At 73.4% G+C, this 26,543-nt stretch carries 24 protein-coding genes; 15 read left to right on the forward strand and 9 right to left on the reverse strand.

The window, feature by feature from the left end; translation table 11 throughout:
• Positions 1-115: 115 nt before the first annotated feature.
• Entirely contained in the window at positions 116-2,134 is a 2,019-nt protein-coding gene (locus FHX71_RS00295) for an anthranilate synthase family protein (protein WP_182613902.1), read from the forward strand.
• 129 nt (positions 2,135-2,263) lie between these two features.
• On the opposite strand, the gene FHX71_RS00300 is transcribed toward FHX71_RS00295, so the two are convergent.
• On the reverse strand, positions 2,264-2,647 hold the full coding sequence (locus FHX71_RS00300) for a universal stress protein (RefSeq protein ID WP_182613903.1): 384 nt from the start codon (positions 2,645-2,647) through the stop codon (positions 2,264-2,266).
• Positions 2,648-2,870: 223 nt separating this feature from the next.
• Here FHX71_RS00300 and FHX71_RS00305 point away from each other — a divergent pair, with 223 nt between their 5' ends.
• From FHX71_RS00305 to FHX71_RS00345, 9 genes are all read left to right on the forward strand, one after another.
• Positions 2,871-3,995: an SPFH domain-containing protein gene (locus tag FHX71_RS00305; protein ID WP_182613904.1), complete on the forward strand. Its 1,125-nt coding sequence runs from the start codon at positions 2,871-2,873 to the stop codon at positions 3,993-3,995.
• 1 nt (position 3,996) lies between these two features.
• A complete protein-coding gene (locus tag FHX71_RS00310) occupies positions 3,997-5,199 on the forward strand; it encodes a TFIIB-type zinc ribbon-containing protein (RefSeq protein WP_182613905.1) in 1,203 nt (400 codons plus the stop codon).
• 76 nt (positions 5,200-5,275) lie between these two features.
• A complete protein-coding gene (locus FHX71_RS00315) occupies positions 5,276-5,731 on the forward strand; it encodes a TFIIB-type zinc ribbon-containing protein (RefSeq protein ID WP_182613906.1) in 456 nt (151 codons plus the stop codon).
• Positions 5,732-6,044: 313 nt separating this feature from the next.
• On the forward strand, positions 6,045-6,137 hold the full coding sequence (gene kdpF / locus FHX71_RS28930; protein ID WP_020016455.1) for a K(+)-transporting ATPase subunit F: 93 nt from the start codon (positions 6,045-6,047) through the stop codon (positions 6,135-6,137).
• 4 nt (positions 6,138-6,141) lie between these two features.
• Positions 6,142-7,809, forward strand: coding sequence for a potassium-transporting ATPase subunit KdpA (gene kdpA / locus FHX71_RS00325; protein ID WP_182613907.1), 1,668 nt, complete (start codon positions 6,142-6,144; stop codon positions 7,807-7,809).
• Positions 7,806-10,040 (forward strand): potassium-transporting ATPase subunit KdpB, encoded by a 2,235-nt coding sequence (gene kdpB, locus FHX71_RS00330; RefSeq protein ID WP_182613908.1) that lies wholly within the window; start codon positions 7,806-7,808, stop codon positions 10,038-10,040. The genes kdpA and kdpB overlap by 4 nt, the downstream gene beginning before the upstream one ends.
• Before the next feature lie 29 nt (positions 10,041-10,069).
• Positions 10,070-10,696 (forward strand): potassium-transporting ATPase subunit KdpC, encoded by a 627-nt coding sequence (gene kdpC / locus FHX71_RS00335; protein WP_281383635.1) that lies wholly within the window; start codon positions 10,070-10,072, stop codon positions 10,694-10,696.
• 4 nt (positions 10,697-10,700) lie between these two features.
• On the forward strand, positions 10,701-13,229 hold the full coding sequence (locus tag FHX71_RS00340; protein WP_182613909.1) for a DUF4118 domain-containing protein: 2,529 nt from the start codon (positions 10,701-10,703) through the stop codon (positions 13,227-13,229).
• On the forward strand, positions 13,226-13,945 hold the full coding sequence (locus FHX71_RS00345) for a response regulator (protein ID WP_312876869.1): 720 nt from the start codon (positions 13,226-13,228) through the stop codon (positions 13,943-13,945). The genes FHX71_RS00340 and FHX71_RS00345 overlap by 4 nt, the downstream gene beginning before the upstream one ends.
• Before the next feature lie 18 nt (positions 13,946-13,963).
• Here FHX71_RS00345 and FHX71_RS00350 read toward each other — a convergent pair whose 3' ends face one another.
• The 3 genes from FHX71_RS00350 to chrA all read right to left on the reverse strand — a co-directional run bounded on the left by FHX71_RS00350 (position 13,964) and on the right by chrA (position 17,723).
• Entirely contained in the window at positions 13,964-15,934 is a 1,971-nt protein-coding gene (locus FHX71_RS00350) for a heavy metal translocating P-type ATPase (protein ID WP_182613910.1), read from the reverse strand.
• Positions 15,931-16,290 (reverse strand): Cd(II)/Pb(II)-sensing metalloregulatory transcriptional regulator CmtR, encoded by a 360-nt coding sequence (cmtR, locus tag FHX71_RS00355; protein WP_182613911.1) that lies wholly within the window; start codon positions 16,288-16,290, stop codon positions 15,931-15,933. The genes FHX71_RS00350 and cmtR overlap by 4 nt, the downstream gene beginning before the upstream one ends.
• Before the next feature lie 74 nt (positions 16,291-16,364).
• On the reverse strand, positions 16,365-17,723 hold the full coding sequence (gene chrA / locus FHX71_RS00360) for a chromate efflux transporter (protein ID WP_182613912.1): 1,359 nt from the start codon (positions 17,721-17,723) through the stop codon (positions 16,365-16,367).
• 142 nt (positions 17,724-17,865) lie between these two features.
• On the opposite strand from chrA, the gene FHX71_RS00365 reads away from it, so the two are divergent.
• Entirely contained in the window at positions 17,866-18,231 is a 366-nt protein-coding gene (locus FHX71_RS00365; protein WP_182613913.1) for an Lrp/AsnC ligand binding domain-containing protein, read from the forward strand.
• On the opposite strand, the gene dapA is transcribed toward FHX71_RS00365, so the two are convergent.
• A complete protein-coding gene (gene dapA / locus FHX71_RS00370) occupies positions 18,217-19,170 on the reverse strand; it encodes a 4-hydroxy-tetrahydrodipicolinate synthase (protein ID WP_182613914.1) in 954 nt (317 codons plus the stop codon). The two genes, FHX71_RS00365 and dapA, sit on opposite strands and share 15 nt — an antisense overlap.
• Positions 19,171-19,295: 125 nt before the next feature.
• Between dapA and FHX71_RS00375 the strand changes: the two genes are divergently transcribed.
• Positions 19,296-19,778 (forward strand): hypothetical protein, encoded by a 483-nt coding sequence (locus tag FHX71_RS00375; protein WP_182613915.1) that lies wholly within the window; start codon positions 19,296-19,298, stop codon positions 19,776-19,778.
• A gap of 4 nt (positions 19,779-19,782) precedes the next feature.
• Here FHX71_RS00375 and FHX71_RS00380 read toward each other — a convergent pair whose 3' ends face one another.
• Positions 19,783-20,199: a MarR family winged helix-turn-helix transcriptional regulator gene (locus FHX71_RS00380; protein ID WP_182613916.1), complete on the reverse strand. Its 417-nt coding sequence runs from the start codon at positions 20,197-20,199 to the stop codon at positions 19,783-19,785.
• A 51-nt stretch (positions 20,200-20,250) separates the two neighbouring features.
• Here FHX71_RS00380 and FHX71_RS00385 point away from each other — a divergent pair, with 51 nt between their 5' ends.
• Positions 20,251-20,835, forward strand: a complete 585-nt coding sequence (locus FHX71_RS00385; protein ID WP_182613917.1) for a TIGR03086 family metal-binding protein — start codon at positions 20,251-20,253, stop codon at positions 20,833-20,835.
• Between the two features lie 11 nt (positions 20,836-20,846).
• Here FHX71_RS00385 and FHX71_RS00390 read toward each other — a convergent pair whose 3' ends face one another.
• The gene (locus FHX71_RS00390) at positions 20,847-22,400 is read right to left on the reverse strand and encodes a CotH kinase family protein (RefSeq protein WP_182613918.1); all 1,554 of its coding nucleotides are present in this window, start codon (positions 22,398-22,400) and stop codon (positions 20,847-20,849) included.
• 224 nt (positions 22,401-22,624) lie between these two features.
• Here FHX71_RS00390 and metG point away from each other — a divergent pair, with 224 nt between their 5' ends.
• Positions 22,625-24,343, forward strand: a complete 1,719-nt coding sequence (gene metG, locus FHX71_RS00395) for a methionine--tRNA ligase (protein ID WP_182613919.1) — start codon at positions 22,625-22,627, stop codon at positions 24,341-24,343.
• A gap of 159 nt (positions 24,344-24,502) precedes the next feature.
• On the opposite strand, the gene FHX71_RS00400 is transcribed toward metG, so the two are convergent.
• Entirely contained in the window at positions 24,503-24,958 is a 456-nt protein-coding gene (locus tag FHX71_RS00400; protein ID WP_036970494.1) for a SufE family protein, read from the reverse strand.
• A 154-nt stretch (positions 24,959-25,112) separates the two neighbouring features.
• Here FHX71_RS00400 and FHX71_RS00405 point away from each other — a divergent pair, with 154 nt between their 5' ends.
• On the forward strand, positions 25,113-25,424 hold the full coding sequence (locus FHX71_RS00405) for a DUF3175 domain-containing protein (protein ID WP_182613920.1): 312 nt from the start codon (positions 25,113-25,115) through the stop codon (positions 25,422-25,424).
• A gap of 130 nt (positions 25,425-25,554) precedes the next feature.
• Here FHX71_RS00405 and FHX71_RS00410 read toward each other — a convergent pair whose 3' ends face one another.
• Positions 25,555-26,448, reverse strand: a complete 894-nt coding sequence (locus FHX71_RS00410; protein WP_182613921.1) for a sulfurtransferase — start codon at positions 26,446-26,448, stop codon at positions 25,555-25,557.
• Positions 26,449-26,543 lie beyond the last annotated feature (95 nt).

A 26,543-nucleotide genomic window follows, 5' to 3' on the forward strand; every position in this document is an offset into this window, starting at 1 on the left:
GGCTCGCGACGCATCCACTGAAACGTCCACGACCGTCTCGCTCCGAGGCGGTCGTTTCGTGTTCCCACGAGGCTTCCGGTCCGGGGCGGGTACCCCGAACCGAGAGGCCCCCCGCATGACCACCTCCGCGCGCCCCGCCGACGCCGCCCCGCACCCCCTTCTCGACCGCGTCCTCGCCTCCGACGGCACGCTGCCCTTCGCGCTCCTGCGCCGCCACGGCGGCGCCGAGGTCGAGGTGCTGACCGGCGAGGTGGTCGACGTCGACCTGCTGGGCGACGTACCGCTCGACGGCGCGCCGGTGCTCGCGGTCGTCCCGTACCGCCAGGCCCGCGAGCGCGGGTTCACCGTGCGCGACGACGGCGCCCCGCTGCGCTGCCTGGTCGTGCGCGAGTCGGAGCGCGTCCCCCTGTCCGACGCGATCGCGGCCCTTCCGCCGGAGCCCGTCGCCGCCGAGCCGCTGGGCTTCGACGTCCCGGACGAGGAGTACGCGGGCATCGTGCGCCGCGTGATCGACGACGAGATCGGCCGGGGCGCGGGCGCCAACTTCGTGGTGATGCGCAGCTTCGAGGCCCGGACCGACGCCGCTCCCGTGCCCACGCTGACGTCGTGGTTCCGGGCCCTGCTCACGCACGAGGTGGGCTCGTACTGGACGTTCGCGGTGCACGCGCCTGTGGCGGGGGCCCCGATGGAGTCGCTGTCCCTGGCCGGCGCCACCCCGGAGCGGCACCTCACCCTGCACGACGGCGTGGCGCGGATGAACCCGATCAGCGGCACCTACCGGCATCCGGCGTCGGGCCCTACGCGCGAGGGCGTGCTGGACTTCCTGGCCGACACCAAGGAGAACGAGGAGCTCTTCATGGTGGTCGACGAGGAGATGAAGATGATGAGCGCGCTCTGCCCGGACGGCGGGCGCATCGTGGGCCCGTACCTCAAGCAGATGGCGCGCCTGAGCCACACCGAGTACCTGCTGGAGGGGCGCACCACCCTCGACCCGCGCGAGGCGCTGCGCCTGACGATGTTCGCGCCCACCGTGACCGGGTCGCCCATGGAGAACGCCTGCACGGTCATCGCGCGGCACGAGACGCGCCCGCGCGGCTACTACTCGGGGTTCCTCGCGCTGTTCGAGCCCGACGACGGCGCGCCCTCGTCCGCCGCGACCGGTCCGGCGGCCTACTCGCTCGACGCGCCGATCCTGATCCGCACGGCCTACCTGCACGACGGCGGCCGGGTGTCGGTCCCGGCCGGGGCGACCCTCGTGCGGCACTCCGTCCCCGAGCACGAGGTCGCGGAGACCCGGGCCAAGGCCGCGGGGGTGCTGGCCTCGCTGGGGCTGGTGCCGCGCGGTGCCGGGCCCGACACCGTCGTCGACCTGAATGCCCAGCCCGGCGTCGCCGAGGCGCTGACCGCGCGCAACCACCAGCTCGCCGAGTTCTGGGTGCGGCCGCAGGAGGTCGCGCCGTCGGCGTCGGGCGGTGCCTTGACCAGCCCGTCCGCGCTCGCCGGTGCCCTGGCAGGGCGGGACGCCCTCGTCGTCGACCACGAGGACCAGTTCACGACGATGCTCGCCCACCAGCTCCGCCACCTCGGCATGACCGTGCGCGTGGAGCGGTGGGACGCCGTCGACGACGTGCTCGCGCCCGACCTGCTCGTGCTCGGCCCGGGCCCCGGCGACCCCCGCGACCAGGCGGACCCGCGCATCGCCGCCATCACGCGGCGCGCCCAGGAGCGGGTCTCCGCGGGCCGGCCGCTGCTCGCCGTCTGCCTCAGCCACCAGGTGCTCGCGGGGCTCGCCGGGTTCCCGGTCCGGGCGCTGCTCGCACCCCGCCAGGGCGTGCGGCTGGAGGCGGACGTGCTCGGCACGACCGCCGCCGTCGGCTACTACAACACCTTCGGGGCGCGCCTGACGACGGTGGACGCGACCGCCGCCGACAACCCGGTCGCGCGGCTCGCCCTCGAACCGTCCGCCGACGCCGACGGCGTGCTCACGGCCCTGCGCGGCCCCGGCGTCGCCTCGGTCCAGGGGCACCTGGAGTCAGTGCTGTCGGCCGACGGCCTCACCGTGCTCGATGCTCTGACCCGCCACGTCCTGGGTGTACCGGCGGCGGCCCCGGCGTCGTCGGCCCGGGCGCACTGAGCCGGCCCGTCCGTCGTCGGCCCGCAGAGGCCGTCATCCTCATCCCCTTTGAGACCTAAGTTTCTTCGCTTTGAGGCGCGCCAAAGCGAAGAAACTTAGGTCTCAAAGGAGAGATGCGGCCGTCAGGAATCAGGCGTAGCTGGCCTTGACGACCAGGACCGGGGCGGGGGAGTCGAGCAGCACCTGCTGCGTCGTCGCGCCGACCAGGAACGTGCCGACCGTGGAGTGCTTGCGCGAGCCGATGACGACGAGCTCCGCGGCCACCGCCTCGGCCTGGTCGACGATCGCGTCGGCGGGCTCGGACTGCTCGGCCCGGAACACCACGGGCGCCACCGTCACGGTGCCGGGGACGGTGTCGAGCAGGTACGCGAGCGACGCGGGGACCTTGGTGTCCACCTGCGGCGTCAGCACGAGGACGGCCAGCTCCTGACGGCGTCGCACCGCCTCGGCCACCGCGGCACGCATGGCCGCCTCACCCTGGGGTGACTCGTTGTACGCCACGAGGACGGTCATCGGTCCTAAGCACCTCCGGACAGGTTCGCCGGGTAGTCACCCTGCGGTGAAACTCTCTCACATGTCCGGTTCACTGGCAGGCGCCGGACAGCACCTGGAGCGCCCATGGGACACCACGGGCACCGAACAGGCCTCCTTTTCGTTTGCCGGGACGTACCGGACTTGTAGGGTCCGAGTGTTTGGGGCTTCCGGGCGAGTGTCCGGATGGAGAGAAGAGGACGGCATGGGCCTGCTGGACAAGATCAAGGGCGAGCTCGTCGACATCGTCGAGTGGCTCGACGACACGCGGGACACCATCGTGTGGCGGTTCCCCCGCTACGAGAACGAGATCAAGATGGGCGCGCGGCTCGTGGTGCGCGAGTCCCAGACCGCCGTCTTCGTCAACGAGGGCGTGATCGCCGACGTCTTCGTGCCCGGCACCTACACGCTGGAGACCCAGAACCTCCCGGTGCTCTCGACGCTGAAGGGCTGGAAGCACGGCTTCCACTCGCCGTTCAAGGCCGAGGTGTACTTCGTCAGCACCCGCCAGTTCACCGACATGAAGTGGGGCACCAAGAACCCCGTCATGATGCGGGACCCGGAGCTCGGCATGGTCCGCGTGCGGGCCTTCGGCGCGTTCTCCGCGCGGGTCAGCGACCCGCAGCTCCTGCTGCGCGAGCTCGTCGGCACCGACCCGCAGTTCCGCACCGACGAGGTGCACGAGTACCTGCGCCAGAACGTGGTGAGCCACCTCGCGAGCGTGCTCGCGTCGTCCGGTATCCCCGTGATCGAGCTCGCCGCGCACCACGGCGACCTCGGCACCCAGCTCGCCACCCGCCTCACCGACGAGCTCTCGGACCTCGGCATCGCCGTGCCCAAGTTCGTCATCGAGAACATCTCGCTGCCGCCCGAGGTCGAGGAGGCCCTCGACAAGCGCACCTCGATGGGCATCGTCTCGTCCGGCACCGTGGGCAGCATGGCCGCCTTTCAGCAGTTCCAGGCCGGGCAGGCCATGGAGGCAGCGGCCGACGGCGGGGGCAGCGCCGGCGCCGTCATCGGCATGGGGCTCGGCCAGTCCGTGGGCAACGCCATCGTGCCGCCCACGCAGCCCGCACCCTCGGCCCCGGCTCCCGCGCCCGCGGCGACGTCGGGCCCGCCGCCCCTGCCGGGCGGCTGGTACCTCGGCAACGGCGGCGCGCAGACCGGCCCGTTCGACGACGCCGCGCTCGCCGGCCAGGCGTCCGCCGGCACGCTCACGGCGACCACGCTGATCTGGCGCGCCGGCATGGCGGGCTGGGAGCCGGCGGCGTCGGTACCGGACGTGGCGAAGCACCTCGGCGCGACGCCGCCCCCGCTGCCGCAGGCCTGAGATGGCGGAGCTCACCGACGGCGGCCCCGCCGCCCACCACGCCTACCCGTGCGAGCAGTGCGGGGCCATCGTCGAGTTCGCGGCCGGCACCGGCACGCTGACCTGCCCGTACTGCGGTCACGCGCAGGAGGTCGTCGCCGTCGTCCGCGAGGTGCGCGAGCACGACTTCGCGGCGCTCGCCGCGCGGGCTCGCCCCGCCGCGCCGGCCGCGCACGACTACCGGTGCGGCACCTGCGGCGCCGTCACCACCAGCGACCACCTATCCCAGAAGTGCGGGTTCTGCGGGTCGCCCATGGTCGCGGAGGTCGAGGGCCTCGGCCTGGTCGAGCCCGAGGCCGTGCTGCCGTTCGAGGTGGACCGGCCGGCGATGCAGAGCGCCCTGGGGACGTGGGTGCGCTCGCGCTGGTTCGCGCCGTCGGCCCTGAAGAAGGTGGTCTCCGCGGAGCAGGCGCACGGCGTCTACCTGCCGCACTGGACCTTCGACGCGCGGACCCGGTCCGACTACACGGGCCAGCGCGGCGAGCACTACTGGGTCACCGAGACCTACACGACCACCGACTCCGAGGGCCGCAGCCAGACCCACACCCGGCAGGTGCAGAAGACACGCTGGTATCCGGCGTCGGGCACCGTGGGGCGGGACTTCGACGACGTGCTCGTGGCCGGGACCGGGCGCGTCATGCCGGAGCACCTGGCCAAGCTCAGCCCCTGGCCGCTCCAGCAGGCCCGCGCCTACCAGCCCGACTACCTCGCCGGGTACGAGACCCTGCGGTACGACGTCGAGCCCGAGGCCGGGCTGGAGCGGGCCAAGGGCGAGATGGCGCCCGTCATCGAGAACGACTGCGAGCGGGACATCGGCGGCGACGTGCAGCGCGTGTTCCAGGTGCACACCAGCTACTCCGCCGTGACGTACAAGCTCCTCCTGCTGCCCGTGTGGATCGCCACCTACCTGTACGGCGGCAAGCCGTTCCAGGTGCTGGTCAACGCCCGGACGGCGGAGGTCGTCGGCCAGCGGCCGTGGTCGGCGTGGAAGATCACGATGACCGTGCTCGCGGGCCTGCTCGTGGCGGCCGTCATCATCTGGGCGATCGTCGCGAACGGGGGCGGCGGCTCGGCGGGGGCGCTCGCCGACGTCGGACCGTTCGTGGAAGCCGCCGTGCGGTGGGGCGCCGGAGGCGTCCGTGAGAGCGTGGGAGCTCCGGCGTAGCCGGCGCCGGAGGAACCGCAGCACCGCCCCGTCCGTTGGGGTGACCGGTAGAAGACGACCGCAAGGAGACCAACCGATGCTGTGCCCCATCGACCAGACGACGCTCGTCATGTCCGAGCGCAAGGGGATCGAGATCGACTACTGCCCCACGTGCCGTGGCGTGTGGCTCGATCGTGGCGAGCTCGACAAGGTCATCGACCGGTCGGTCGAGGCCGAGATCGCCGCGGAGAACCGGCCGTCGGCACCCGTCGCGCCGCCCGCTCCCGCCGCCCCGTCGGCGCCGAACCCGGTGCACGCCGGCCCGGCGTACGGCTCGCCGCAGCCGGCCTACGACCCGCGCTACGACGACCGCCGTCGGGACGACGACCGGCGCCGTGACGACGACCGGCGCTACGACCGCGACCGCCGGTACGACGACGACCGGCGCCGCGACGACGACCGCCGCTACGACTCGTACGGCGACCGCCGGTACGACCAGCGCTACAAGAAGAAGCGCAAGGAGTCGATCCTGGGGGAGCTCTTCGACTTCTGACCTTCCCGCACCGCACTGATGACATCGGTCGGTTGCGTTGAGACCGGTCCAACGACCGACCGGTCTCAAGGCAACCGACCGATCTCATTTACGGGCGGCTGAGGGAGCCCCATCAGGAGGGCGTCAGAGCTAGCCACCCCGGCGTCAGTGTTCCGTCAAGGACCGGCTCCACCGGTCGCGCACCGGCGTAGACCAGTGGCATGACCGATCTGGCCTTCATCCTCCTGACCGTGGCGTTCTTCGCCGCGGTGGCCCTGGTGGCGCGCCGCGCCTCCGCGAGCCACGACTCCGCCCGCCCCTCGGGGAGGCGGAAGTGAACCCCTTCGACGCCGTGGGCCTGGTGCTCACCCTGGCGGGCCTCGTCTACCTCTTCGTGGCGCTGATCCGCGCCGACCGGACGCGGTGACGGCATGAGCACCCCCGTTCTCGTCGCCGTGGCGCAGGTCCTCGTCCTGCTCGCCCTGCTCGCCGCCGTCCACGCCCCGCTGGGCGCGTACATGGCGCGCGTCTACTCCAGCCCGAAGCACCTGCGCGCCGAGCGCCTCTGGTACCGGCTCGTCCGCGTGGACCCGGACGCCGAGCAGCGCTGGACCACCTACCTGATGTCCCTGCTGGGCTTCTCGCTGGTCTCCGTGCTCTTCCTCTACGGGATGCTGCGCCTCCAGGCGTACCTGCCGTGGAGCCTGGGCTTCACCGGGTTCGACCCGGCCGGCGCCTGGAACACCGCGGTCAGCTTCGTGACCAACACGAACTGGCAGTGGTACTCGGGCGAGGCCGCCGCCGGGCACCTGGTGCAGATGGCCGGCCTGGCCGTACAGAACTTCGTCTCGGCCGCCGTCGGCATGGCCGTCGCGATCGCCCTGGTGCGCGGCTTCGCCCGCTCCGGCACGGACGCCCGCATCGGCAACTTCTGGTCCGACCTGACCCGCGGCGTGACGCGCATCCTGCTGCCCCTGTCCCTGGTCGCGGCGATCCTCCTCATGGTGGGCGGCGTGATCCAGAACCTGGACCCGCACACCGCGATCACCACGGTCGAGGGCGCCACGCAGCAGTCGCTGGGCGGCCCGGTCGCCTCGCAGGAGGCCATCAAGGAGCTCGGCACCAACGGTGGCGGCTTCTTCAACGCGAACTCCGGCCACCCGCTGGAGAACCCGACGCCGTTCACCAACCTCGTCGAGATCTTCCTGATCCTGCTCATCCCGTTCACGCTGCCCCGCACGTTCGGCATCCTCGTGGGCGACAAGCGGCAGGGCTGGGCGATCCTCGGCGTCATGGGCGGCCTCGCGCTGGCCTCGCTGGTGCTGACCACCTGGGCCGAGATGGCGGGCCCGGGCGCCGCACCCCAGGCAGCGGGCGCCGCCATGGAGGGCAAGGAGACCCGGTTCGGGCTCGCGGGCAGCGCGCTGTTCGCGGTGGCGACCACGGCGACGTCGACCGGCGCGGTGAACGCGTCGCACGACTCGCTCACGGCGCCCGGCGGCGGGCTGGTGCTGTTCAACATGCTGCTGGGCGAGATCGCCCCGGGCGGCGTCGGCTCCGGCCTCTACGGGATGCTCGTCCTGGCCGTCGTCGCGGTGTTCATCGCCGGGCTCATGGTGGGGCGCACCCCCGAGTACCTGGGCAAGAAGATCGGCCGCCAGGAGATGACGCTCGTCGCGCTCTACGTGCTGACGACCCCCGCGCTGGTCCTGGTGGGCACGGCGGCCGCCGTCGTGGTCCAGCCCGGCCTGGCCGGGCTCCAGGAGTCGGGCCCGCACGGCCTGTCCGAGGTGCTGTACGCGTACGCCTCGGCGGCCAACAACAACGGCTCCGCGTTCGGCGGGCTCACCTCGGGCACCCCGTTCTACGAGGTGACGCAGGGCATCGCGATGCTCGCGGGCCGGTTCGTGCCGATCGCGCTGGTGCTCGCCCTCGCGGGTCGCCTCGCGAGCCAGACGGCGGTGCCGGCGACGGCGGGCACCCTGCCCACGCACCGCCCGCTGTTCGCGGGCATGCTCGCGACGGTCGCGATCGTCGTCGTGGGGCTCACCTTCATCCCCGTCCTTTCCCTCGGTCCCGTTGTGGAGTCCCTGTCATGACCATCGACACCCGGAACGTCCCCGGCGTTCCCACCCAGGAGCCCGTGCCCGATCCTTCGACAGGCTCAGGACGACGCGGCGGCACGCGGCACCGCCCCGAGCGCCGCACGCCGCGCGCGCTGACCTGGGCGCAGCTCCGGTCCGCGCTCCCGGGCGCGCTGCGCAAGCTGGACCCGCGCGTCCTGTACACCTCGCCCGTCATGTTCGTGGTCGAGGTGGGCGCGCTCGTCACGACCGTCCTCGCGGTCATCGAGCCGGACGTGTTCGCCTGGTGGATCGCCGTCTGGCTGTGGGCCACCGTGCTGTTCGCGACGCTCGCCGAGTCCGTGGCCGAGTCGCGCGGCAAGGCCCAGGCCTCCACGCTGCGCGCCACGCAGAAGCAGACGACGGCGCGCAAGGTCGACGCCGCGCAGGACACCCTGGCCTCGGTCACGCGGCTGGACCTGCTGCCCACGGTCGAGGTGCCGTCCTCGACGCTGCAGGTGGGCGACGTCGTGGTGGTCGCCGCGGGCGAGACCGTCCCGGGCGACGGCGACGTCATCGAGGGCGTCGCGTCCATCGACGAGTCGGCGATCACCGGCGAGTCGGCCCCCGTCATCCGCGAGTCCGGCGGCGACCGCAGCGCCGTCACCGGCGGCACCGTGGTGCTGTCCGACCAGGTCGTCGTGCGCATCACGGCGCCCGCCGGCGCCACGTTCGTGGACCGGATGATCGCCCTGGTCGAGGGCAGCGAGCGCCAGAAGACGCCGAACGAGGTCGCGCTGAACATCCTGCTGACGTCGCTGACCATCGTGTTCCTGCTGGCGGTGGCCACGCTCCAGCCGTTCGCGGTGTACTCGGGCTCGCGGCAGTCGCTGCTGGTCCTCGTCGCGCTGCTGGTCTGCCTCATCCCGACGACGATCGGCGCGCTGCTGAGCGCCATCGGCATCGCGGGCATGGACCGGCTGGTGCAGCGCAACGTGCTGGCGATGTCGGGCCGGGCGGTGGAGGCGGCGGGTGACGTGGACGTGCTGCTGCTCGACAAGACGGGCACCATCACGTACGGCAACCGGCGTGCCACGCAGGTGCTGCCGGTGAGCCGGGTGACGCCGCAGGAGCTCGCGGTGGCGGCGCGGCTCGCGTCACTGGCCGACGAGACGCCGGAGGGGCGCAGCATCGTCGACCTGGTGGACGAGAAGTACGGTGTGGGCGAGGAGCTGCCGCTGGACGCGGAGCTGGTGCCGTTCACGGCGCAGACCCGGATGTCGGGCGTGGACCTGCCGCGTACGCGGGTTGAGCCTGCCGAAACCGGGGTCTCGACAAGCTCGACCAGCGATGGGGGCGTGCACCGCATCCGGAAGGGTGCCGGCAGCGCGATCCAGCGCTGGGTGCACAGCACGGGCGCTCAGGTCTCCGACCGGGAGGTCAAGGACCTGGAGAAGCACGTGGACGCCGTCTCGCGGGCCGGCGGTACCCCGCTGGTGGTCGCGGAGCAGGTGGGCGGGGCGCCGGCCCGGGTGCTCGGCGTCGTCCGGCTCAAGGACGTGGTCAAGGAGGGCATGCGCGAGCGGTTCGACGAGCTGCGCGCCATGGGCATCCGGTCGGTGATGGTCACGGGCGACAACGCCGTGACCGCGCGGGCGATCGCGGCCGAGGCCGGCGTGGACGACGTGCTGGCGGAGGCCACGCCGGAGGACAAGCTCGCGCTCATCAAGCGTGAGCAGGAGGGCGGCAAGCTCGTCGCGATGGCCGGTGACGGCACGAACGACGCCCCGGCCCTGGCCCAGTCCGACGTCGGCGTGGCGATGAACACCGGTACGTCCGCTGCCAAGGAGGCGGGCAACATGGTGGACCTCGACTCCGACCCCACCAAGCTCATCGAGATCGTGGAGATCGGCAAGCAGCTCCTCATCACGCGCGGCGCGCTGACCACGTTCTCCGTGGCGAACGACGTCGCGAAGTACTTCGCGATCCTGCCCGCCATGTTCATGACGGTCTTCCCGCAGCTCGAGGCGCTGAACATCATGCACCTCGCGAGCCCGGGGTCCGCGATCCTGTCGGCCGTCATCTTCAACGCGCTGATCATCCTCGCGCTGATCCCACTGTCGCTGCGGGGCGTGAGGTACCGGCCGGCGTCGGCGTCGTCCCTGCTGACGCGCAACCTGCTCATCTACGGCCTGGGCGGCCTGGTGGCGCCGTTCATCGGCATCAAGCTCATCGACCTCGTCGTCTCGCTGCTCCCGGGCCTGTAGCCCGGTCCTGGGCACGGAAAGGAAATCTCATGGCATCGACCACGGTCGCGAGCGATCTCGCGGCACTGACCCGGCACTCGCTGGCGGGGCTGCGCATGCTGCTCGTCTTCACGCTCCTGCTGGGGCTGGCCTACCCGCTCGCGGCGACCGCCGTCGGGCAGGTGGCCTTCCCCTGGCAGGCCAACGGCTCGCTGGTCCGCTCCGACGGCTCGCACACCACGGACCGGTCGGAGGCGGTGGGCTCCGCGCTCGTCGCGCAGGGCTTCACGGGGGCGGAGTACTTCCACCCCCGTCCGTCGGCCGCGGGCGACGGGTACGACACGACCGCCTCGGCGGCGTCGAACCTGGGCCCGCTCAACCCGGACCTGGTCGCGACGATCGAGGAGCGCAAGGCCGCCGTCGCCGAGCTGGAGGGCGTGGACCCGTCTGAGGTCCCGGCCGACGCAGTCACGGCGTCCGGCTCGGGCCTCGACCCGGAGATCAGCCCGGCGTACGCCGCGATCCAGGTCGCCCGGGTCGCGCGTGAGCGCGGCCTCCCGGTGGCCGACGTCGAGGCGGCCGTCGCCGCCCACACGGCCGGCCGCACCCTGGGCGTGCTGGGCGATCCGCGGGTGAACGTCCTGGAGCTCAACCTTGCCCTCGATGCCGCAGACTGAGCCCATGACCACCGGACGCCGGGGCCGCCTCACCGTCTACCTGGGGGCGGCCCCTGGCGTGGGCAAGACCTACGCCATGCTCGACGAGGCGGACCGGCGGCGCGCACGGGGCACGGACGTGGTGGTCGGCCTGGTCGAGACGCACGGCCGGGCGGCGACGGTCGCCAAGATCGGCGACCTGGAGATGGTCCCGCGACGGCTGGCCGAGCACCGCGGGTCCACGCTCACCGAGCTCGACGTCGACGCCGTGCTGGAGCGCGCGCCCGAGGTGGCGCTCGTCGACGAGCTCGCGCACACCAACGCCCCCGGGTCGCGGCACGCCAAGCGCTGGCAGGACGTGCACGACCTGCTCGACGCCGGCATCGACGTGGTCACCACCGTCAACGTGCAGCACATCGCGTCGCTGACCGACGACGTCGAGGCCATCACCGGGGTGCGGCAGCGCGAGACGGTGCCGGACCAGGTGGTGCGCGACGCCGATCAGATCCAGCTCGTGGACCTCTCGCCCGAGCAGCTCCGGCGCCGGCTCGCGCACGGCAACGTGTACCGGGCCGAGCAGATCGACGCCTCGATGTCGTCGTTCTTCCGCGTGGGCAACCTGACGGCGCTGCGCGAGCTCGCCCTGCTCTGGCTCGCCGACCGGGTCGACGACGCCCTCACGAGATACCGCGCCGACCACTCGATCGGCGGCACCTGGCCCGCCCGCGAGCGCATCGTCGTGGCCGTCACGGGCGGGCCCGAGACGGAGACGCTGCTGCGCCGGGCCGCCCGGATCGCGCAGCGGGCGGCGGGGACCGAGCTGCTGGCGGTGCACGTGCTGCCGACGGACGGGCTGCCGTCCACGCCGTCGGCCACCATCGCGGCGCACCGCGCGCTCGTGGAGTCGCTCGGCGGCGTGTTCCACACGGTGGTGGGGGAGGACGTGCCGACCGCCGTCGTCGACTTCGCGCGTGGCGTCAACGCGACCATGATCGTGGTGGGCGTGTCCCGGCACCCCGTGTGGCGGCAGGCGCTGCTCGGCTCGTCCAGCGCGGAGATCGCGCGCCTGTCGGGCGCGATCGACGTGCACCTCGTGACGCACGAGCGGGCGCGGGTGGGGCTCGGCGTGCGCTCGCGGTACTCCTCGCTGTCGCCCAAGCGGCGCGCGGCGGGCTGGGGGTCCGCGCTGCTGATCCCGGCCGTGCTCACGGCGGCTCTGCTGGCGATCGGCACCGACGCGGTCGCGCTCGCGACCGACGCCATGCTGCTCCTGGCGGGCGTCGTCGGCGTGGCGCTGATCGGCGGGCTGTGGCCCGCGGTCGTGGCCGCCGTCGTGTCCAACCTCTGCCTCAACTGGTTCTTCGCGGCGCCGACGGGCCGGCTGACCATCGCCGAGGCGGAGAACGTGTTCGCGCTGGCCGTGTTCGTCGTGGTCGCGGTGGCCGTCGCGTCGGTGGTGGACCTGGCCGCGCGGCGTTCCGCCCAGGCGTACCGGGCGCGGGCCGAGGCGTCCACGCTCGCCGCGCTGTCCCGCTCCGTGCTCTCGGGCGAGGACACCGCCCACGCGATCGTGCAGCGCCTGGCGCAGACCTTCGCGATGGCCGACGTGCGCCTGGAGGAGCGAGCCGACGACCGCGCGCCGTGGTCCGTGGTGGCGCACGAGCGGTGGGTCACGGACGCGGAGCCCGGCGCGGCCCCCGCCGGGACGGACGACGACGTGACCGAGGTGTTGATCGACGACCGGCACCGTCTGGTGCTGGCCGGCCGCGTGCTCCCCGCGAGCGACCGGCAGGTGGTCGAGGCCTTCGGCGCGCAGGCCGGGATCGTGCTGGAGCGGCGCAGGCTGCGCGAGCAGGCCGCCCAGGCGGAGGTGCTGGAGCGCACCGAGAGCACCCGCACCGCCCTGCTCGCCGCCGTCTCGCACGACCTGCGCACACCGCTCGCGGCGATCCGCACGGCCGTGGACGGCCTGGCCTCGCCCGACGTCGAGCTGGACCGCGAGGACCGCGACGTGCTGACGGCGACCATCGCCGACTCGACGTACCGGCTGGAGCGCCTCATCGGCAACCTCCTGGACCTGTCGCGCATCCAGACCGGCGCCGTGCGGCCCGCGCTGCGCGCCGCCTCCCTGGAGGAGGTCGTGCCGATCGCCGTCGAGCCGTGGCTCGCCGACCTGGCGCTCGACGTCCCCGAGGACCTCCCGCTGGTGCACACCGACCCCGGGCTGTTCGAGCGGGTGGTCGCCAACGTGGTCTCCAACGCGGTGCGGCACTCGCCGCCCGGCGCGAAGGTGCTGGTCACGGCCTCCGCGGCCCGCGACTCGGTGGAGCTGCGCGTGGCCGACACCGGGCCGGGCGTGCCCGAGGACCGCAAGGCCACGATGTTCGAGCCGTTCCAGCGGCTCGACGACACGAGCACCGGAGGCCTGGGCCTCGGGCTGGCGGTCGCGGCCGGGCTCGCGGACGCCGTCGGCGCACGGGTCTCCGCCGAGGACACGCCAGGCGGCGGCCTCACCATGGTGCTCACCGTGCCGCGTGATGGGATGGTCCCGTGACAGGCGAGGTGGACGGCGCGGCCGAGCGCTCGGCGTCCGGCAACCGTGTGCTCGTGGTGGACGACGACGCCGCGCTGACCCGCGCGCTGGCGATCAACCTGCGGGCGCACGGCTGGGACGTGACCGCGGCGCCGACCGGCTCGGCGGCCCTGGACGCCGTGGCGTCGACCCGGCCCGACGTCGTGCTGCTCGACCTGGGGCTGCCCGACATGCCGGGGCTCGACGTCATCGCGGGCATCCGCGGCTGGACCCGGGTGCCGATCGTCGTGCTGTCGGCGCGGCAGCTCGGCGACGACAAGGTGGACGCCCTCGACGCCGGGGCCGACGACTACGTGACCAAGCCGTTCGCGATGAACGAGCTGCTGGCGCGACTGCGCGCCGCCGTCCGCCGCGCGGAGCCCGCGCAGGCCGAGGAACCCGTGGTCACCGCGGGCGACCTGCGGATCGACCTCGCCCGGCGGCAGGTGTCCCGCGCGGGCGAGGAGGTGCGGCTGAGCCCCACCGAGTGGGCGCTCCTGGAGGTGCTGGTGCGCAACCGCGGCCGCCTCGTGGACCGCAAGCTGCTGCTGCACGAGGTGTGGGGCCCCGCGTACTCGACGGAGACCAACTACCTGCGCGTCTACACCGCCCAGCTCCGGCGCAAGCTGGAGCAGGACCCGTCGCACCCCAAGCACATCCTGACCCACCCGGGGGCGGGGTACCGGTTCGAGGAGTGAGCGGGCCGGGCCGCGGCGTCAGGCCGTGGGCCGGCGCGCCGCGCGGACCCCGTTGAGGATGACGACGACCTCGGCGATCTCGTGCACCAGCACCACGCCGGCCAGCCCGAGGGTCCCGGACAGGGCCAGCGGCAGCAGCACGACGATGATCGCCAGCGACAGGCCGATGTTGCCGGTCATGATGCGCCGTCCGCGCCGGGCGTGCGCCATGGCCCGGGGCAGCAGCCGCAGGTCGGTGCCCGTGAACGCGACGGACGCGGACTCGATCGCGGCGTCGGACCCGCTCACGCCCATGGCGATGCCGACGTCGGCGGCCGCCAGCGCCGGGGCGTCGTTGACGCCGTCGCCGATCATCGCGGTGGTGCCCCGGGCGCCGAACGACTCGACCGCCGCGGCCTTGTCGGCGGGCAGGAGCCCGGCCCGCACGTCCGCGATCCCGGCCTGGGCGGCCAGCGCCCCGGCGGTGCGCTCGTTGTCGCCCGTGAGCATGACCGTCCGGTAGCCCATCGCGGCCAGGTCGCGGACGGCCTCGGCGGCCTCGGGCCGCAGCTCGTCGCGGATGCCGATCAGGCCCGCCGCGGCCCCGGCGATCTCGACGACGGCGACGGTCATGCCCTGGGCCTCCAGGGTGTCCGCCGCGTCGCTCAGGGCGCCGGGGTCCACCCAGCGCGGGGAGCCGACGCGGACCCGGTCGGTGCCGGTGCTCGGGTCGCGGCCCGGGCCGGCCCCGAGGAGCCCGGTGATGCCCTGGCCGGGGTGCTCGGCGACCTCGGTGAGGGCGGCGGGCTCGGGGGCGGCGGCGAGGATCGCCGCGGCCAGGGGATGGGTGCTGTGCCGTTCGAGCCCGGCGGCGACGGCCAGCACCTGGTCCCGCTCGTGGCCGGCGGCGGTCTCGACGGCGACGACCTCGGGCCGGCCGCGGGTCAGGGTGCCGGTCTTGTCCAGGGCCACCGTCGTGACGGCGCCGAGCTGCTCGAACGCCTCGCCCGACTTGATGACGACGCCGAACCTGCTGGCCGCGCCGATCGCGGAGATCACCGTGACCGGGACGGCGATGGCCAGGGCGCACGGCGAGGCGGCGACCAGGACGACCAGGGCGCGCTCGGTCCAGAGGGCCGGTTCGCCGGTGAGGAACCCGAACACGACGATCAGGGCGGCGAGGACCAGGACGCCGGGGACCAGCGGGCGCGCGATGCGGTCGGCCAGACGGGCGCGCTCGCCCTTGCGGGCGTTCGCCTGCTCGACGAGCGTGACGATGGTGGTCAGGGAGTTGTCCGTGCCGCCGGAGGTGGCCTCGACCTGGAGCGGCCCGGTGCCGTTGATCGACCCGGCGGGGACGGGGTCGCCGGGGCCCACCTCGACCGGGATGGACTCGCCGGTGACCGCGGAGGTGTCGACGCTGCTGGTCCCGGCCACGACGACGCCGTCGGTCGCGACCCGCTCGCCGGGTCGGACCACGAGGATGTCGAGCTCCTGGATCTGGGCGGCGGGGATCTCGACGTCGCCCGAGAGCCGGGAGACCGTCGCGGTCTCGGGGATCAGCGAGAGCAGGGCGCGCAGGCCGTGGCGCGCGCGGTCCATGGCCCGGTCCTCCAGGGCCTCGGCGATGGAGAACAGGAACGCCAGCGCGGCCGCCTCGCCCACGTGCCCCAGCAGGACGGCGCCGACGGCGGCGATCGTCATCAGCAGGCCGACGCCGAGCCTGCCCCGGACCAGGCGCTTGATCGCGCCGGGGACGAAGGTCCAGGCGCCGGCCAGCAGGGACAGGGCGAGCACTGCGGTCGCGACGGCGGAGGGGGCGCCGGTCCACTCCAGGACGTAGCCGACCAGCAGGAGCACGCCGGAGGCCAGGGGGAGGAGCAGGCCGGGGTCGCGCCACCAGGGAGCGGCGTCGTCGTCGCCGTGACCGTGACCGTGGTCGTGCTCGTCGTCGTGCGGGGGGTTCGCGGCCTGGGGTGCTGGGTCCGGACCGCAGCAGACGTCGTTCACTGCGCGGCTCCCGGGCCGCAGCACAGCGGCACGTCGCAGTTCTCGTCCGCGCAGGGTGCCCCGTCGTCGACCGCCAGCACGGTCTCCACGAGCACGCCGATGGCCCGGGTCAGGTGCGGGTCGGCGATCTCGTACCGGGTCTGCCGGCCCTCGGGCGTCGCGACGACGATGCCGCAGCCGCGCAGGCAGGCCAGGTGGTTCGAGACGTTCGTGCGGGTCAGGTCCAGGTCGCGGGCCAGGCGCGCCGGGTAGCCGGGCTCCTCGATGAGGCTGAGCAGGATCCGGGAGCGGGTCGGGTCGGCCATCGCCCGGCCGAGCCGGTTCATCACGTCGAGCCGCGAGGCTATGGTCAGCATGCGCTGACCATACAGTGATCGCTGACCTATCGGTACCCGCGGCCCCGGCGGTGGCCCTCGGCCCCGGCGTCGGCTCAGACCAGACCGGCGAGCCCGAGCGCGAGGCCGAGCACCGCGCACACACCCAGGGTGCGTAGCACCGACCAGCGGACGACGAAGAGCAGGACCGCGGCCAGCGCGGCGACGCCGAGCGCGACCAGGTCGAGGGAGGCGAGGTCGGGGGCCTCCAGGCTCAGGGGCCCGGCGGTCCGGGTCGAGGAGTCGGCGAACAGGGTGTGCGTGGTGAAATACAGCGCCAGGTTGGCGATGACGCCGACCACGGCGGCGGTGATCGCCGTCAGCGCGGCGGACAGGGTGCGGTTGCCGCGCAGCCGTTCGACGTAGGGCGCGCCGAGGAAGATGAACAGGAACGAGGGCACGAAGGTGACCCAGGTGGTCAGCAGGGCGCCGAGCAGGGCGGCGGCCCAGGGGTCGAGGTCGCCGGGGTTGCGGTAGGCGCCGAGGAACGCGACGAACTGCACGACCATGATCAGCGGGCCGGGCGTGGTCTCGGCCAGCGCGAGGCCGCGCGTCATCTCGCCGGGTGTGACCCAGGCGTAGGTCTGCACGGCCTGCTGGGCGACGTAGGCCAGCACCGCGTACGCGCCGCCGAACGTCACCAGCGCGCTGCCGGAGAAGAACAGTCCCTGCTGGGTGAACACGCTGCCGGCACCGGTCAGCAGCGCGACCACCACGACCGGCAGGGACCACGCGACCAGGCCGAGCGCCAGCACGCGCAGGGCGCGCCGGCCCGACGGGCGCTCGGCGTGCAGGGTGTCGTCGGGGATGAGCGGGGCGGGACCGTCGGCCGTGCTCCCGGCGGCCGGCGCGGCGATCCAGGACGGCGCGTACCGGTGCACGAGCCAGCCGACCACGCCGGCGCCGAGCACGACCAGGGGGAACGGCACGCCGAACAGGGTGAGTGCCAGGAACGCCGCGACCGCGAGGGTGATCAGTGCGGGGCTGGTCAGCGCGCGTTTGCCGACCCGGAGGACGGCCTGGACCACGATGGCCAGCACGGCCGGCGCCAGGCCGGCGAACAGCCCGGCCACGACCGTGGTGTCGCCGAACGCGACGTACACCGCGGACAGGAGGAGCAGCGCGAGCATGCCGGGCAGCACGAACAGCACCCCGGCGGCCAGGCCGCCGCGCCACCCGTTGAGCAGCCAGCCGGTGTAGACGGCGAGCTGCTGCGCCTCCGGCCCGGGCAGCAGCATGCAGTAGTTCAGGGCGTGCAGGAACCGGCCCTGTCCGATCCACCGCTTCTCGTCCACGAGGGTGCGCTGCATGACGGCGATCTGCCCGGCGGGGCCGCCGAACGTCTGCCAGGAGATGGCGAACCAGGCCCGCACCGCGGTGCGGAACGGGATCAGATCGCGCTGCGGGGTCGACACGCCTCAGAGGTGACCACGGCGGCGCCGTCGGGCACAAGACCCGCGCGGCGGGCGTCAAGGTCCCGTCAGGATGCGTACCCCCGGCGTAGGGATCGCGTTCAGGTCGCGGGTTCGTCCCTGGGCCGTTCGTAGCGTCGCGGGTATGGCCCCGAAACCTGCCTCCCGCCGTCGCTCCGTCGCGGGCCCGTCGGACGGCGGCGGGCCGGTCGAGGTGCTGGCCCAGGTGGTGGTGCGCCCGGACGGCGACCTCGCCGCGTTCGAGGCGGCGCTCGCAGGCTCCCCGGCGGTGCTGTCGGCCTGGCAGTCCACCGGGGAGGCCGACTACGTGGCGCACCTCGCGTGCCGGAGCCTGCGCGACGTCGAGGCCGAGCTGCGCCGCGTGCGCGAGCACCCCGCCGTACGCCGCGTGACGGCGCAGCTCCTGCTGCACCGGGTCACGGCGGCGGGCCCGGCCGGTCCGGCGAGCCCGGCCCGCCCGACCGGCCCGACCGGCTCAGAGCAGGCGTAGCGCGCCACCGCGCGCGTCGGGGTGGTCCAGCCGCACGAGGCCGCGGTGGAAGTCCGGGAACCCGTCGTACACCTCCAGGTCGCGCCGGACCGCCGCGGTCTCCTCGGGGACGGGGCCCACCAGCGGCAGCCGGACCCGGGCGGACGGCAGCAGCCCGAGGCCGCGCAGCACCACCTTGGTTGCCACGGCGGGCGGCACGTGGTGGTGCAGCGCATGGTCGAGGGGCGCGAGCCGCTCGGCGAAGCCGTCCGCCACGTCCAGGTCGCCGCCCACCAGCGCGTCCACGTAGGCCCGCCAGAGCGCGGGCTCCACGTTCGCGCCGACGCCGACCACGCCCTGCCCGCCCGCGGTCAGCACCATGGCGGCGGCGTCCGACCCGGCGTAGTACGCCAGGTCGGTCAGCCCGATGATCTCCGCGGCCCGGTGCGGGTTCTCCGTGGCGTCCTTGACCGCCCAGACGTTCGGGTGCTCGGCCGCGCGGAGCAGGGTCGCCAGGTCGAGGCCGACGCCGAACCGGCGCGGGTTGTCGTACAGCATCACGGGCGCGTCCGCGGCGTCGGCGAGAGCCCGCACGTGCGCGAGGAGCCCGGCCTGCGAGGGGCGGCTGGCCGCGGGTGCCGCGACGAGCACGCCGTCGGCCCCGGCCCGGGAGGCGTCGTGGGCGAGGGTGATGCCGGTGGTCGTGTCGTGCTCGCCCACCCCGGCGACGACGGCGGCGCGGCCGGCCGCGGCGTCGACGGCCGTGCGCACGAGCGCCGTCCGCTCCGGGGGTGCGAGCGCGCCGGACTCGCCCGTCGTCCCGCCGACGACGATCCCGTCCACCCCCTCTCCCACGAGGCGGTCGACGTGCGCGGCGAGCGCGTCGAGGTCGAGGTGACCGTCGGAGGTGAAGGGCGTGACAGTCGCGGCGTAGAGCCGCGTGAAGCGTGGATCAGGCACGCGTTCACGCTATGTCGGCGCTCGGGGGCCGGTCCGTACGGGCCGCGTCAGGATGTGGCTCGGGTCCGTACGGGATGCGTCAAGACCCCTCGCCCGGCCGGGCGCGCGGGCCGTACGACGGGGTCATGACCCTCACCGCGATCCTGCCCACGCTCCGCGCGAGCATCCCCGACCCGCTCGCCGCCGCCTCCTGGCCGGCGCGCACGCGGGCCTCCGTCACCGACGTCGTGGTGGACGGCGTGTCCCTGCACGGCCTCGCGCTGCTGTGCGGCACGCCGTGCGTGCACACGGCCGACGGCGCGGAGCCGTTCGCCGTGCTGGTCACCACCGTGACCGGCACGACGACGACGCACGACGGCCGGCGCCTGCTGGTCCTCGACGCGGGCCCCACCGAGGGCTCCGGCGCGGGCCTCGTCGGCCCGGGGTCCGCGACGTGGGCCGAGCTGCGGCTGCTGGGCCGGGCGTCGGTCGCGCGGCTGGTGCCGACCGTCGTCTGCGACCCCGACAAGGTGCCGCTCGCGGAGGTGCCGATGCCCGCCGACGTCGCGACGGGCGACCTGCTCGGGGTGCCGTGCCCGGGCGGCGTCGGGCGTGGTCCGGGCCGGTGACGCCTCAGTCCAGGGAGGCGGCCAGCGTCGTGAGCGCCCGCTCGAAGGCGGCGCGCTCGCCGGCCGGGAGGCCGCTCAGCAGGTCGTCCTCCATCGCGCCGATGCCCGCCTGGCAGCGGTCCAGGACGCGCCGTCCCTCGGCCGTGAGCGAGACGACCCGGTTGCGGCGGTCGACGGGGTCCGGGGCGCGGCTGACCAGCCCGAGCTCCGCGAGCCGGTCCAGGTTGCCGATGAGCCGCGTCTTGTCGCGGCCCGTCTGGGCGGCGAGCTGTGCCTGGGTGGGCGCGTCCTGCCGGGCCAGGGCGGTGAGCACCGCGTAGTCCCACATCCGCAGGCCGGCGGCCGCGAGGACCGGCTCCTCGCGAGCGATCACCACCCGCATCAGCCGGTTGAGCAGGTATCCAAGCTCGGGGCGCTCCACCCGGCGATCCTAACCAGGTTGCGATGATCTACCATGGTGTACGGTCTACGCATGCTTACCTACGCGGAGATGCTCGCCCTGCACGACGCCGCCCTCACCGACGCCGGCCGCCTGGTCGAGCGGGCCGCCGACGGCGACCTGCATCGCGCGACGCCCTGCGACGACTGGGACCTGACGGCCCTGCTGTCGCACATGATCGGCCAGAACAACGGCTTCGCGTCCGCCGTCGGCGACGGCCCCGCGGACGTGACGGCCTACGCCGAACCGGAGGTGACGGCGGAGAACGTCGTCGGCGAGTGGGACGCGTCCGCCGCCGCCCTGCGCAAGGCGTTCGCGCAGGCCGACGAGGAGGCGACCGTGCACCTCGCCGAGTTCGACTCGCAGGTCTCGCCGGCGCTCGCGCTCGGCATGCAGCTCCTCGACACCGTGGTGCACGCCTGGGACGTCGCCGCGTCGCTCGGCACCACGTACCGCCCCGCCGAGGCGAGCGTCGGGTTCGTGCTCGACAGCGCCCGGCAGATCGCCGCCCGCCCCGGTGGGACGCCCGGGGTCTTCGCCGCGCCGCTCGGCGAGACCGGCGGGGACCCGTGGTCCGACGCCCTGCGCCTCCTGGGCCGCACGGTCCCGCCCGCCTGACCACCTGACCGCTACGACGTGGCGGACGACGCCGGGTCGGTCTGCTGGTCCGTGCTCCCCGTGAGCTGGGCCGCCAGGTCGTCGGCCTCGCTCGCGATCGTGTCGGCGTCCACCAGGTCCGACGCCTCGTCGGTGAGCATCGCGGCCAGGTCGTCCAGGTACTCCTGGGCGTCGCCGCTCTCGTAGACCGACGCCGTGAGCTCCTGCGTGGCCGACTCGTACGCGGCGGCGAAGTCGTCGTCCGCCAGGAAGCGCGTGACCAGCGCGTTGTCGCCGCCCATGCCTCCGGCCATGCCGCCGCCCCGTCCGGCTCCGCCCTGCGTGCCGCCGTCCGCGCCGTCCAGGTTCTCCGGGAGCTCGGCGCCGTCCGGCGGCTCCATCCCCTCCGGCGGTTCCATGCCCTCGGGAGCCGTGCCGTCGCCGGGCCCGCCCTCGGGCGGCATCCCGCCCTCACCGGCGCGCCCGCCGCCGAAGCCACCGCCCCCGCCGAGCCCGCCGTAGGACAGGTTCTGGTCCCAGGCGACCACCGTCATCAGCCCCGTGGCGACGTCGTAGTGCAGGTAGGCGTTGTTCCCCGGGCCGTCGATGTCGTCCTGGTTCGCCACGAGGTCCTGCGCCGCGAGGTACCGGGCGAACGCGTCGACGTCGAGGTAGTCGCCGAGCTGTTCCGCGAACTCCTCGTCGGTCGTGTTGTTCACGAAGTCGAGGAACTCGATCAGCGGCTCGTACGCCTCGTCGTCGGTCCCGCCCGTGCTGTCGTACTCCGCCTCGAACGCGTCCACGTAGTCCGCCGCGTCCGTGCCGCGGTAGGTCCAGTCGCCCGCGCTGTCCGCCTTGTAGGTGATGCCCTCGTCGGGGTAGTTGTCCTCGTTCCAGAGGTCGTCGTCGGGCAGGTCCAGGACCAGGCGGAGCTGCTCGTCGCTGCCGTTCACGCTGAACCGTGCGTACGACGCCTGCTCGGCCTGGACGTCGGACAGCTCCAGCACCTTGAGTGCCACCGCCTCGTTCAGGGAGGTCTCCGAGTTGTTGCCGCGCACCACGTAGTCGGCGCGGCCGTCGTGCTCCTGGCCGTCCACGTACTTGTCGAGCCGGATCAGCCACGGCAGGCCGGCGGGGTCGTCGGCGGAGACCGAGCCGTCGCCCTCGTCGGGCTGGGGTGCGGTGTCGGTGTCGGTGTCGGTGTCGGTGTCTGTGTCGCTGTCTGCCGTCGCGCCGTCCCCGCTCAGGCCGCGCAGGCTGGAGTTGCCCTTGAGCCGCAGGCCGACGTCGTCGTACTCCTCGCCGTCGATCGTGACCGTCGCCTCGATCCAGTCCTTGTCACCGGTCTCGGCGAACGCGTCGAGCATCTCCTGGTAGTCGGCCTCGTCGTAGTCGACCGAGATGGTGTGCACCGTGCTCGTGTCGAAGAAGCCGTCGCCGTTCTCGTCGGCCTCGGCGCTCGCGGTGCAGGCCGTCAGGGAGGCCGCGAGAGCGAGGGCTCCGGCCCCGGCGGCCGTGCTGCGCAGGCGCCTGGTCCGGGCGCGGCGGGGGAGCGGTCCGTGGTCGTGCGCGGGGTTCGTCATCATGCGAAGACATCATCACGGCGTTCTGGGAGGCTCCTCGGCCCCTCCTGCACTGCGCCTATGACACCCGGGGCCTGTGCCCGACGGCGCCGTCGGCCGCCCGTACCGTGACCACGATGGCACCCCCGGCAGCGCGGGGATCTAGGCTGGGCCGTGGCTCGGTTCCCGGGCCGCCGGACACGTCGTCCGGACACGAGTTCCAGACCTACGAATCGGAGCATCCAGCGATGGCTCGCCACCTTGTCACCAGTGCGCTTCCGTACATCAACGGCATCAAGCACCTGGGGAACATGGTCGGGTCGATGCTCCCGGCCGACGTCTACTCGCGGTACCTGCGCCAGCGCGGCCACGACGTGCTCTACATCTGCGCCACCGACGAGCACGGCACGCCGGCCGAGCTGGCCGCGGCCGAGGCGGGGCTGCCCGTCGCCGAGTTCTGCGCCGGGGCGCACGAGACGCAGAAGAAGATCTACGACGGCTTCGGGCTGTCGTTCGACCACTTCGGGCGCAGCTCCTCGGAGCAGAACGCCGAGACCACGCAGCACTTCGCGCGTCGCCTGCACGAGAACGGCTTCATCGAGGAGCGCGCCATCCGGCAGGTGTACTCGCCGGTCGACGGCCGGTTCCTGCCCGACCGCTACGTCGAGGGCACGTGCCCGCACTGCGGCTACGACCGGGCGCGCGGCGACCAGTGCGAGAACTGCACGCGCGTGCTGGACCCCACCGACCTGATCGACCCCCGCTCGGCGATCAGCGGCTCGACCGACCTCGAGGTGCGCGAGACCAAGCACCTGTTCCTGCTCCAGTCGAAGCTCCAGGACGAGGTCGAGGCCTGGATCGACGGCAACAGCAAGGACTGGCCGCTGCTGTCGACGTCGATCGCGCGCAAGTGGCTCTCCGAGGGCCTGCACGACCGCGCGATCACGCGCGACCTGGAGTGGGGCGTGCCGGTCCCGGCCGACACGTGGCCGGAGCTCGCCGCCGAGGGCAAGGTCTTCTACGTCTGGTTCGACGCCCCGATCGAGTACATCGGCTCCACCCAGGAGTGGGCGGACGCCGCCGCGCAGGGCGAGACGCGCGACTGGAAGTCCTGGTGGTACGAGGCCGACGACGTGCGCTACACGCAGTTCATGGCCAAGGACAACGTCCCGTTCCACACGGTGATGTTCCCGGCCACGCAGCTCGGCGTCCGCGAGCCGTGGACCATGGTCGACTACGTCAAGGGCTTCAGCTGGCTCACCTACTACGGCGGCAAGTTCTCGACGTCGCAGAAGCGGGGCGTCTTCACCGACGCCGCGCTGGAGATCCTGCCGGCCGACTACTGGCGCTGGTACCTGATCGCGAACGCCCCGGAGTCCGACGACTCGTCGTTCACCTGGGAGCACTTCGCCGGCACGGTCAACAAGGACCTGGCCGACACCCTCGGCAACTTCGTCAACCGGGTGCTGACGTTCTCCGCCAAGCGGTTCGGCGAGACGGTGCCCGAGGGCGGTGAGCCGGGCGAGGCCGAGCAGAAGCTGGGTGCCGAGGTGTCACGGCTGCTCGCCGAGTACGAGGAGCACCTGGAGGCGCTCCAGTACCGCAAGGCCGCGAACAGCCTGCGCGCGCTGTGGTCGGCGGGCAACGCGTACCTCGTCGAGAAGGAGCCGTGGAAGCAGGTCAAGGTGGACCCGGAGGCTGCGGCGGTCTCGCTGCGCACCGCGATGAACCTGATCCGCCTCTACGCGGTCGTCTCCGAGCCGTTCATCCCGCAGACGGCGGCGACCCTGCGCGGCGTGTTCGCGCTCGACGGCGACACCGCGACCTGGGTCGACGCCGAGGCGGCGACGTCGCTCGACGCCGTGCCCGCCGGGACCGCGTTCACGGTGCCGCCGGTGCTGTTCGCCAAGATCAGCGACGACGACCTGGACGCCTACCGCGAGCGCTTCGGCGGCGGCGAGGCCTGAGCCCGGCAGGTTGAGGGGGCCGCCGGCCGGCCTCGACGTGTCAGACGTACAGGTCCCCCGGGTGACCTGTACGTCTGACACGAGTTCCGCGGCGGTGGGCGCGTACCGACTGCCGGCGTGACGGCTGCCGACGTGACTGCGGCCGGCGGCCGCGCGGGCTCAGACCTGGGCGGCGGCGAGCTGCTCGCGGACCTGGCGCTTGGCGCGGGTCAGCATGCCCGCCATGCCGTTCAGCCGCAGCAGGCTCACGACCTTGGTCAGGCCGAGCTGCAGCGGGTAGTCCTCGGGCACGTCCAGCACCTGCTGCGCCGTCAGCCCGGTCAGCCCCTGCGCCAGGATCGACGCGAACCCGCGCGTGGTGGGCGCCTCCTCCGGTGCGCTGGCGTGGAAGGTGACCACCCCGGCGTCGTCCACCTCGGCGAACGCGTAGACGGGGGACTGGCACTCCTGCACCCGCTCCAGCCGCTCGGGCGCGTCCGCGTACCGCTCCGGAAGGGGCGGCAGCTCGCGCGAGACCTCCAGCAGGAGCTGGAGCCGGTCGCGTTCGGGCGTCTCCAGGAAGGCGTCCCGCAGCTCGGCGAGAGCCTCGGGCAGTTCGACGTCGTTGGTGCTCATCCGTTCATCCTTTCACCGTCGCGCCCGCACACGTGTCAGACCCACAGGTCCCTCGGGTGACCTGTACGTCTGACACGGGCGCGGGCGTCTGACATGTGGGCGGGCCGTTGGCACGGCCCGGGCGGGTGGCCGGGCCGCGTCGTAGCGTGGCCGTATGGCCGGGAACAAGGGGTCCAACAAGGCGCCCGACGACGGCCCCGACCGCTGGTCACAGGGCGTCACCGAGGGCAGCGACGCCCTGGACCTGGAGGACGGCGTGTTCACCTGGGACGACCCCGCGCGGATCGCCCGGTCCCTCAAGAGGTCGGCCGAGGCGAGCGACCGGCGCAAGAGCTCCCCGTACCGGTCGGCGATGTCGATGCTCACGTTCTACGTCAACCGCGCGGGCAAGGACCTCGACGCCGACCAGCGCGACGTGCTGGAACGCGCGAAGGACGAGCTCCGCAAGGCCTTCGGCCGCGCCTGACCTGCCGTGTCAGACCCTCCCGCCCTTGTCAGACCCTCCCGCACGTGTCAGACCCACAGGTCACCCGGGGGACCTGTAGGTCTGACACGTGCGCCGACGTCTGACAGGTGCGGGCGCCGCCGCCGGAGCGTCAGACCGTGCCCGGCTCCGAGCCCGTGGCGACCGGGACGCGCACGGCGTTGCCCCACTCGGTCCACGAACCGTCGTAGTTGCGCACGTTGGTGTACCCGAGCAGGAAGGTCAGCGCGAACCAGGTGTGGCTGGACCGCTCGCCGATGCGGCAGTAGGTGACCACGGCGTCGTCGGGGTCGAGGCCCAGGCCGGACGTGTAGATCGCGTCGAGCTCGGCGCGCGCCTTGTAGGTGCCGTCCTCGGCCACGGCCGTGGCCCACGGGACGTTGCGCGCCGTCGGGATGTGGCCGCCGCGCAGCACGCCCTCCTCGGGGTAGTCCGGGATGGCGATGCGCTCGCCGGTGTACTCCTGCGGCGAGCGGATGTCGACGAGCGGGCCGTTACCCAGGTGCGCCAGGACGTCCTCGCGGAAGGCGCGGACCGTCGTGTCGTCGCGCTCGACCACCGGGTACTCGACCGGTGCGGGGGCGGGCACGTCGGTGGTGAGCTCGCGGCCCTCGGCGGTCCAGAGCCCGCGGCCGCCGTCGAGCAGGCGCACGTCCTGGTGCCCGAACAGCGTGAACACCCAGGCGGTGTACGCGGCCCACCAGTTGTTCTTGTCGCCGTACAGCACGACCGTCGTGTCGCGGCCGATGCCCTTGCTGCCCAGGAGGGCGGCGAACGCCGCGCCGTCGAGGTAGTCGCGGATCTCCGGGTGCTGCAGCTCGGTGTGCCAGTCCACCTTCACGGCGCCCGGGATGTGCCCGGTCTCGTAGAGCAGCACGTCCTCGTCGGACTCGGCGACGACGATGCCCGGGTCCTTGAGGTGCTCGGCCAGCCACGCGGTGCTCACGAGCCGTTCGGGGTGGGCGTACTGCGCGATCTTGTCCGACGGGTCGATGGGAGCGGGCATGGTTCCTCCTCGATGGACGTGCACTGTCGAGTCTAGGAACACACGGCGGGGGCTGGATGATCCCGCGCGCCCCCGTAGCGGTTCATGGGTGAATT

The organism is Promicromonospora sukumoe (assembly GCF_014137995.1).
Taxonomy (GTDB): domain Bacteria; phylum Actinomycetota; class Actinomycetes; order Actinomycetales; family Cellulomonadaceae; genus Promicromonospora; species Promicromonospora sukumoe.

What these genes read in the sequence shown, in the direction of transcription:
- FHX71_RS00295 (WP_182613902.1), top strand. Translation starts at nt 116, where the DNA reads ATGACCACCTCCGCGCGCCCCGCCGACGCCGCCCCGCACCCCCTTCTC.
- FHX71_RS00300 (WP_182613903.1), bottom strand. Translation starts at nt 2,647, where the DNA reads ATGACCGTCCTCGTGGCGTACAACGAGTCACCCCAGGGTGAGGCGGCC.
- FHX71_RS00305 (WP_182613904.1), top strand. Translation starts at nt 2,871, where the DNA reads ATGGGCCTGCTGGACAAGATCAAGGGCGAGCTCGTCGACATCGTCGAG.
- FHX71_RS00310 (WP_182613905.1), top strand. Translation starts at nt 3,997, where the DNA reads ATGGCGGAGCTCACCGACGGCGGCCCCGCCGCCCACCACGCCTACCCG.
- FHX71_RS00315 (WP_182613906.1), top strand. Translation starts at nt 5,276, where the DNA reads ATGCTGTGCCCCATCGACCAGACGACGCTCGTCATGTCCGAGCGCAAG.
- kdpA (WP_182613907.1), top strand. Translation starts at nt 6,142, where the DNA reads ATGAGCACCCCCGTTCTCGTCGCCGTGGCGCAGGTCCTCGTCCTGCTC.
- kdpB (WP_182613908.1), top strand. Translation starts at nt 7,806, where the DNA reads ATGACCATCGACACCCGGAACGTCCCCGGCGTTCCCACCCAGGAGCCC.
- kdpC (WP_281383635.1), top strand. Translation starts at nt 10,070, where the DNA reads ATGGCATCGACCACGGTCGCGAGCGATCTCGCGGCACTGACCCGGCAC.
- FHX71_RS00340 (WP_182613909.1), top strand. Translation starts at nt 10,701, where the DNA reads ATGACCACCGGACGCCGGGGCCGCCTCACCGTCTACCTGGGGGCGGCC.
- cmtR (WP_182613911.1), bottom strand. Translation starts at nt 16,290, where the DNA reads ATGCTGACCATAGCCTCGCGGCTCGACGTGATGAACCGGCTCGGCCGG.
- FHX71_RS00365 (WP_182613913.1), top strand. Translation starts at nt 17,866, where the DNA reads ATGGCCCCGAAACCTGCCTCCCGCCGTCGCTCCGTCGCGGGCCCGTCG.
- FHX71_RS00375 (WP_182613915.1), top strand. Translation starts at nt 19,296, where the DNA reads ATGACCCTCACCGCGATCCTGCCCACGCTCCGCGCGAGCATCCCCGAC.
- FHX71_RS00385 (WP_182613917.1), top strand. Translation starts at nt 20,251, where the DNA reads ATGCTTACCTACGCGGAGATGCTCGCCCTGCACGACGCCGCCCTCACC.
- FHX71_RS00390 (WP_182613918.1), bottom strand. Translation starts at nt 22,400, where the DNA reads ATGATGACGAACCCCGCGCACGACCACGGACCGCTCCCCCGCCGCGCC.
- metG (WP_182613919.1), top strand. Translation starts at nt 22,625, where the DNA reads ATGGCTCGCCACCTTGTCACCAGTGCGCTTCCGTACATCAACGGCATC.
- FHX71_RS00400 (WP_036970494.1), bottom strand. Translation starts at nt 24,958, where the DNA reads ATGAGCACCAACGACGTCGAACTGCCCGAGGCTCTCGCCGAGCTGCGG.
- FHX71_RS00405 (WP_182613920.1), top strand. Translation starts at nt 25,113, where the DNA reads ATGGCCGGGAACAAGGGGTCCAACAAGGCGCCCGACGACGGCCCCGAC.
- FHX71_RS00410 (WP_182613921.1), bottom strand. Translation starts at nt 26,448, where the DNA reads ATGCCCGCTCCCATCGACCCGTCGGACAAGATCGCGCAGTACGCCCAC.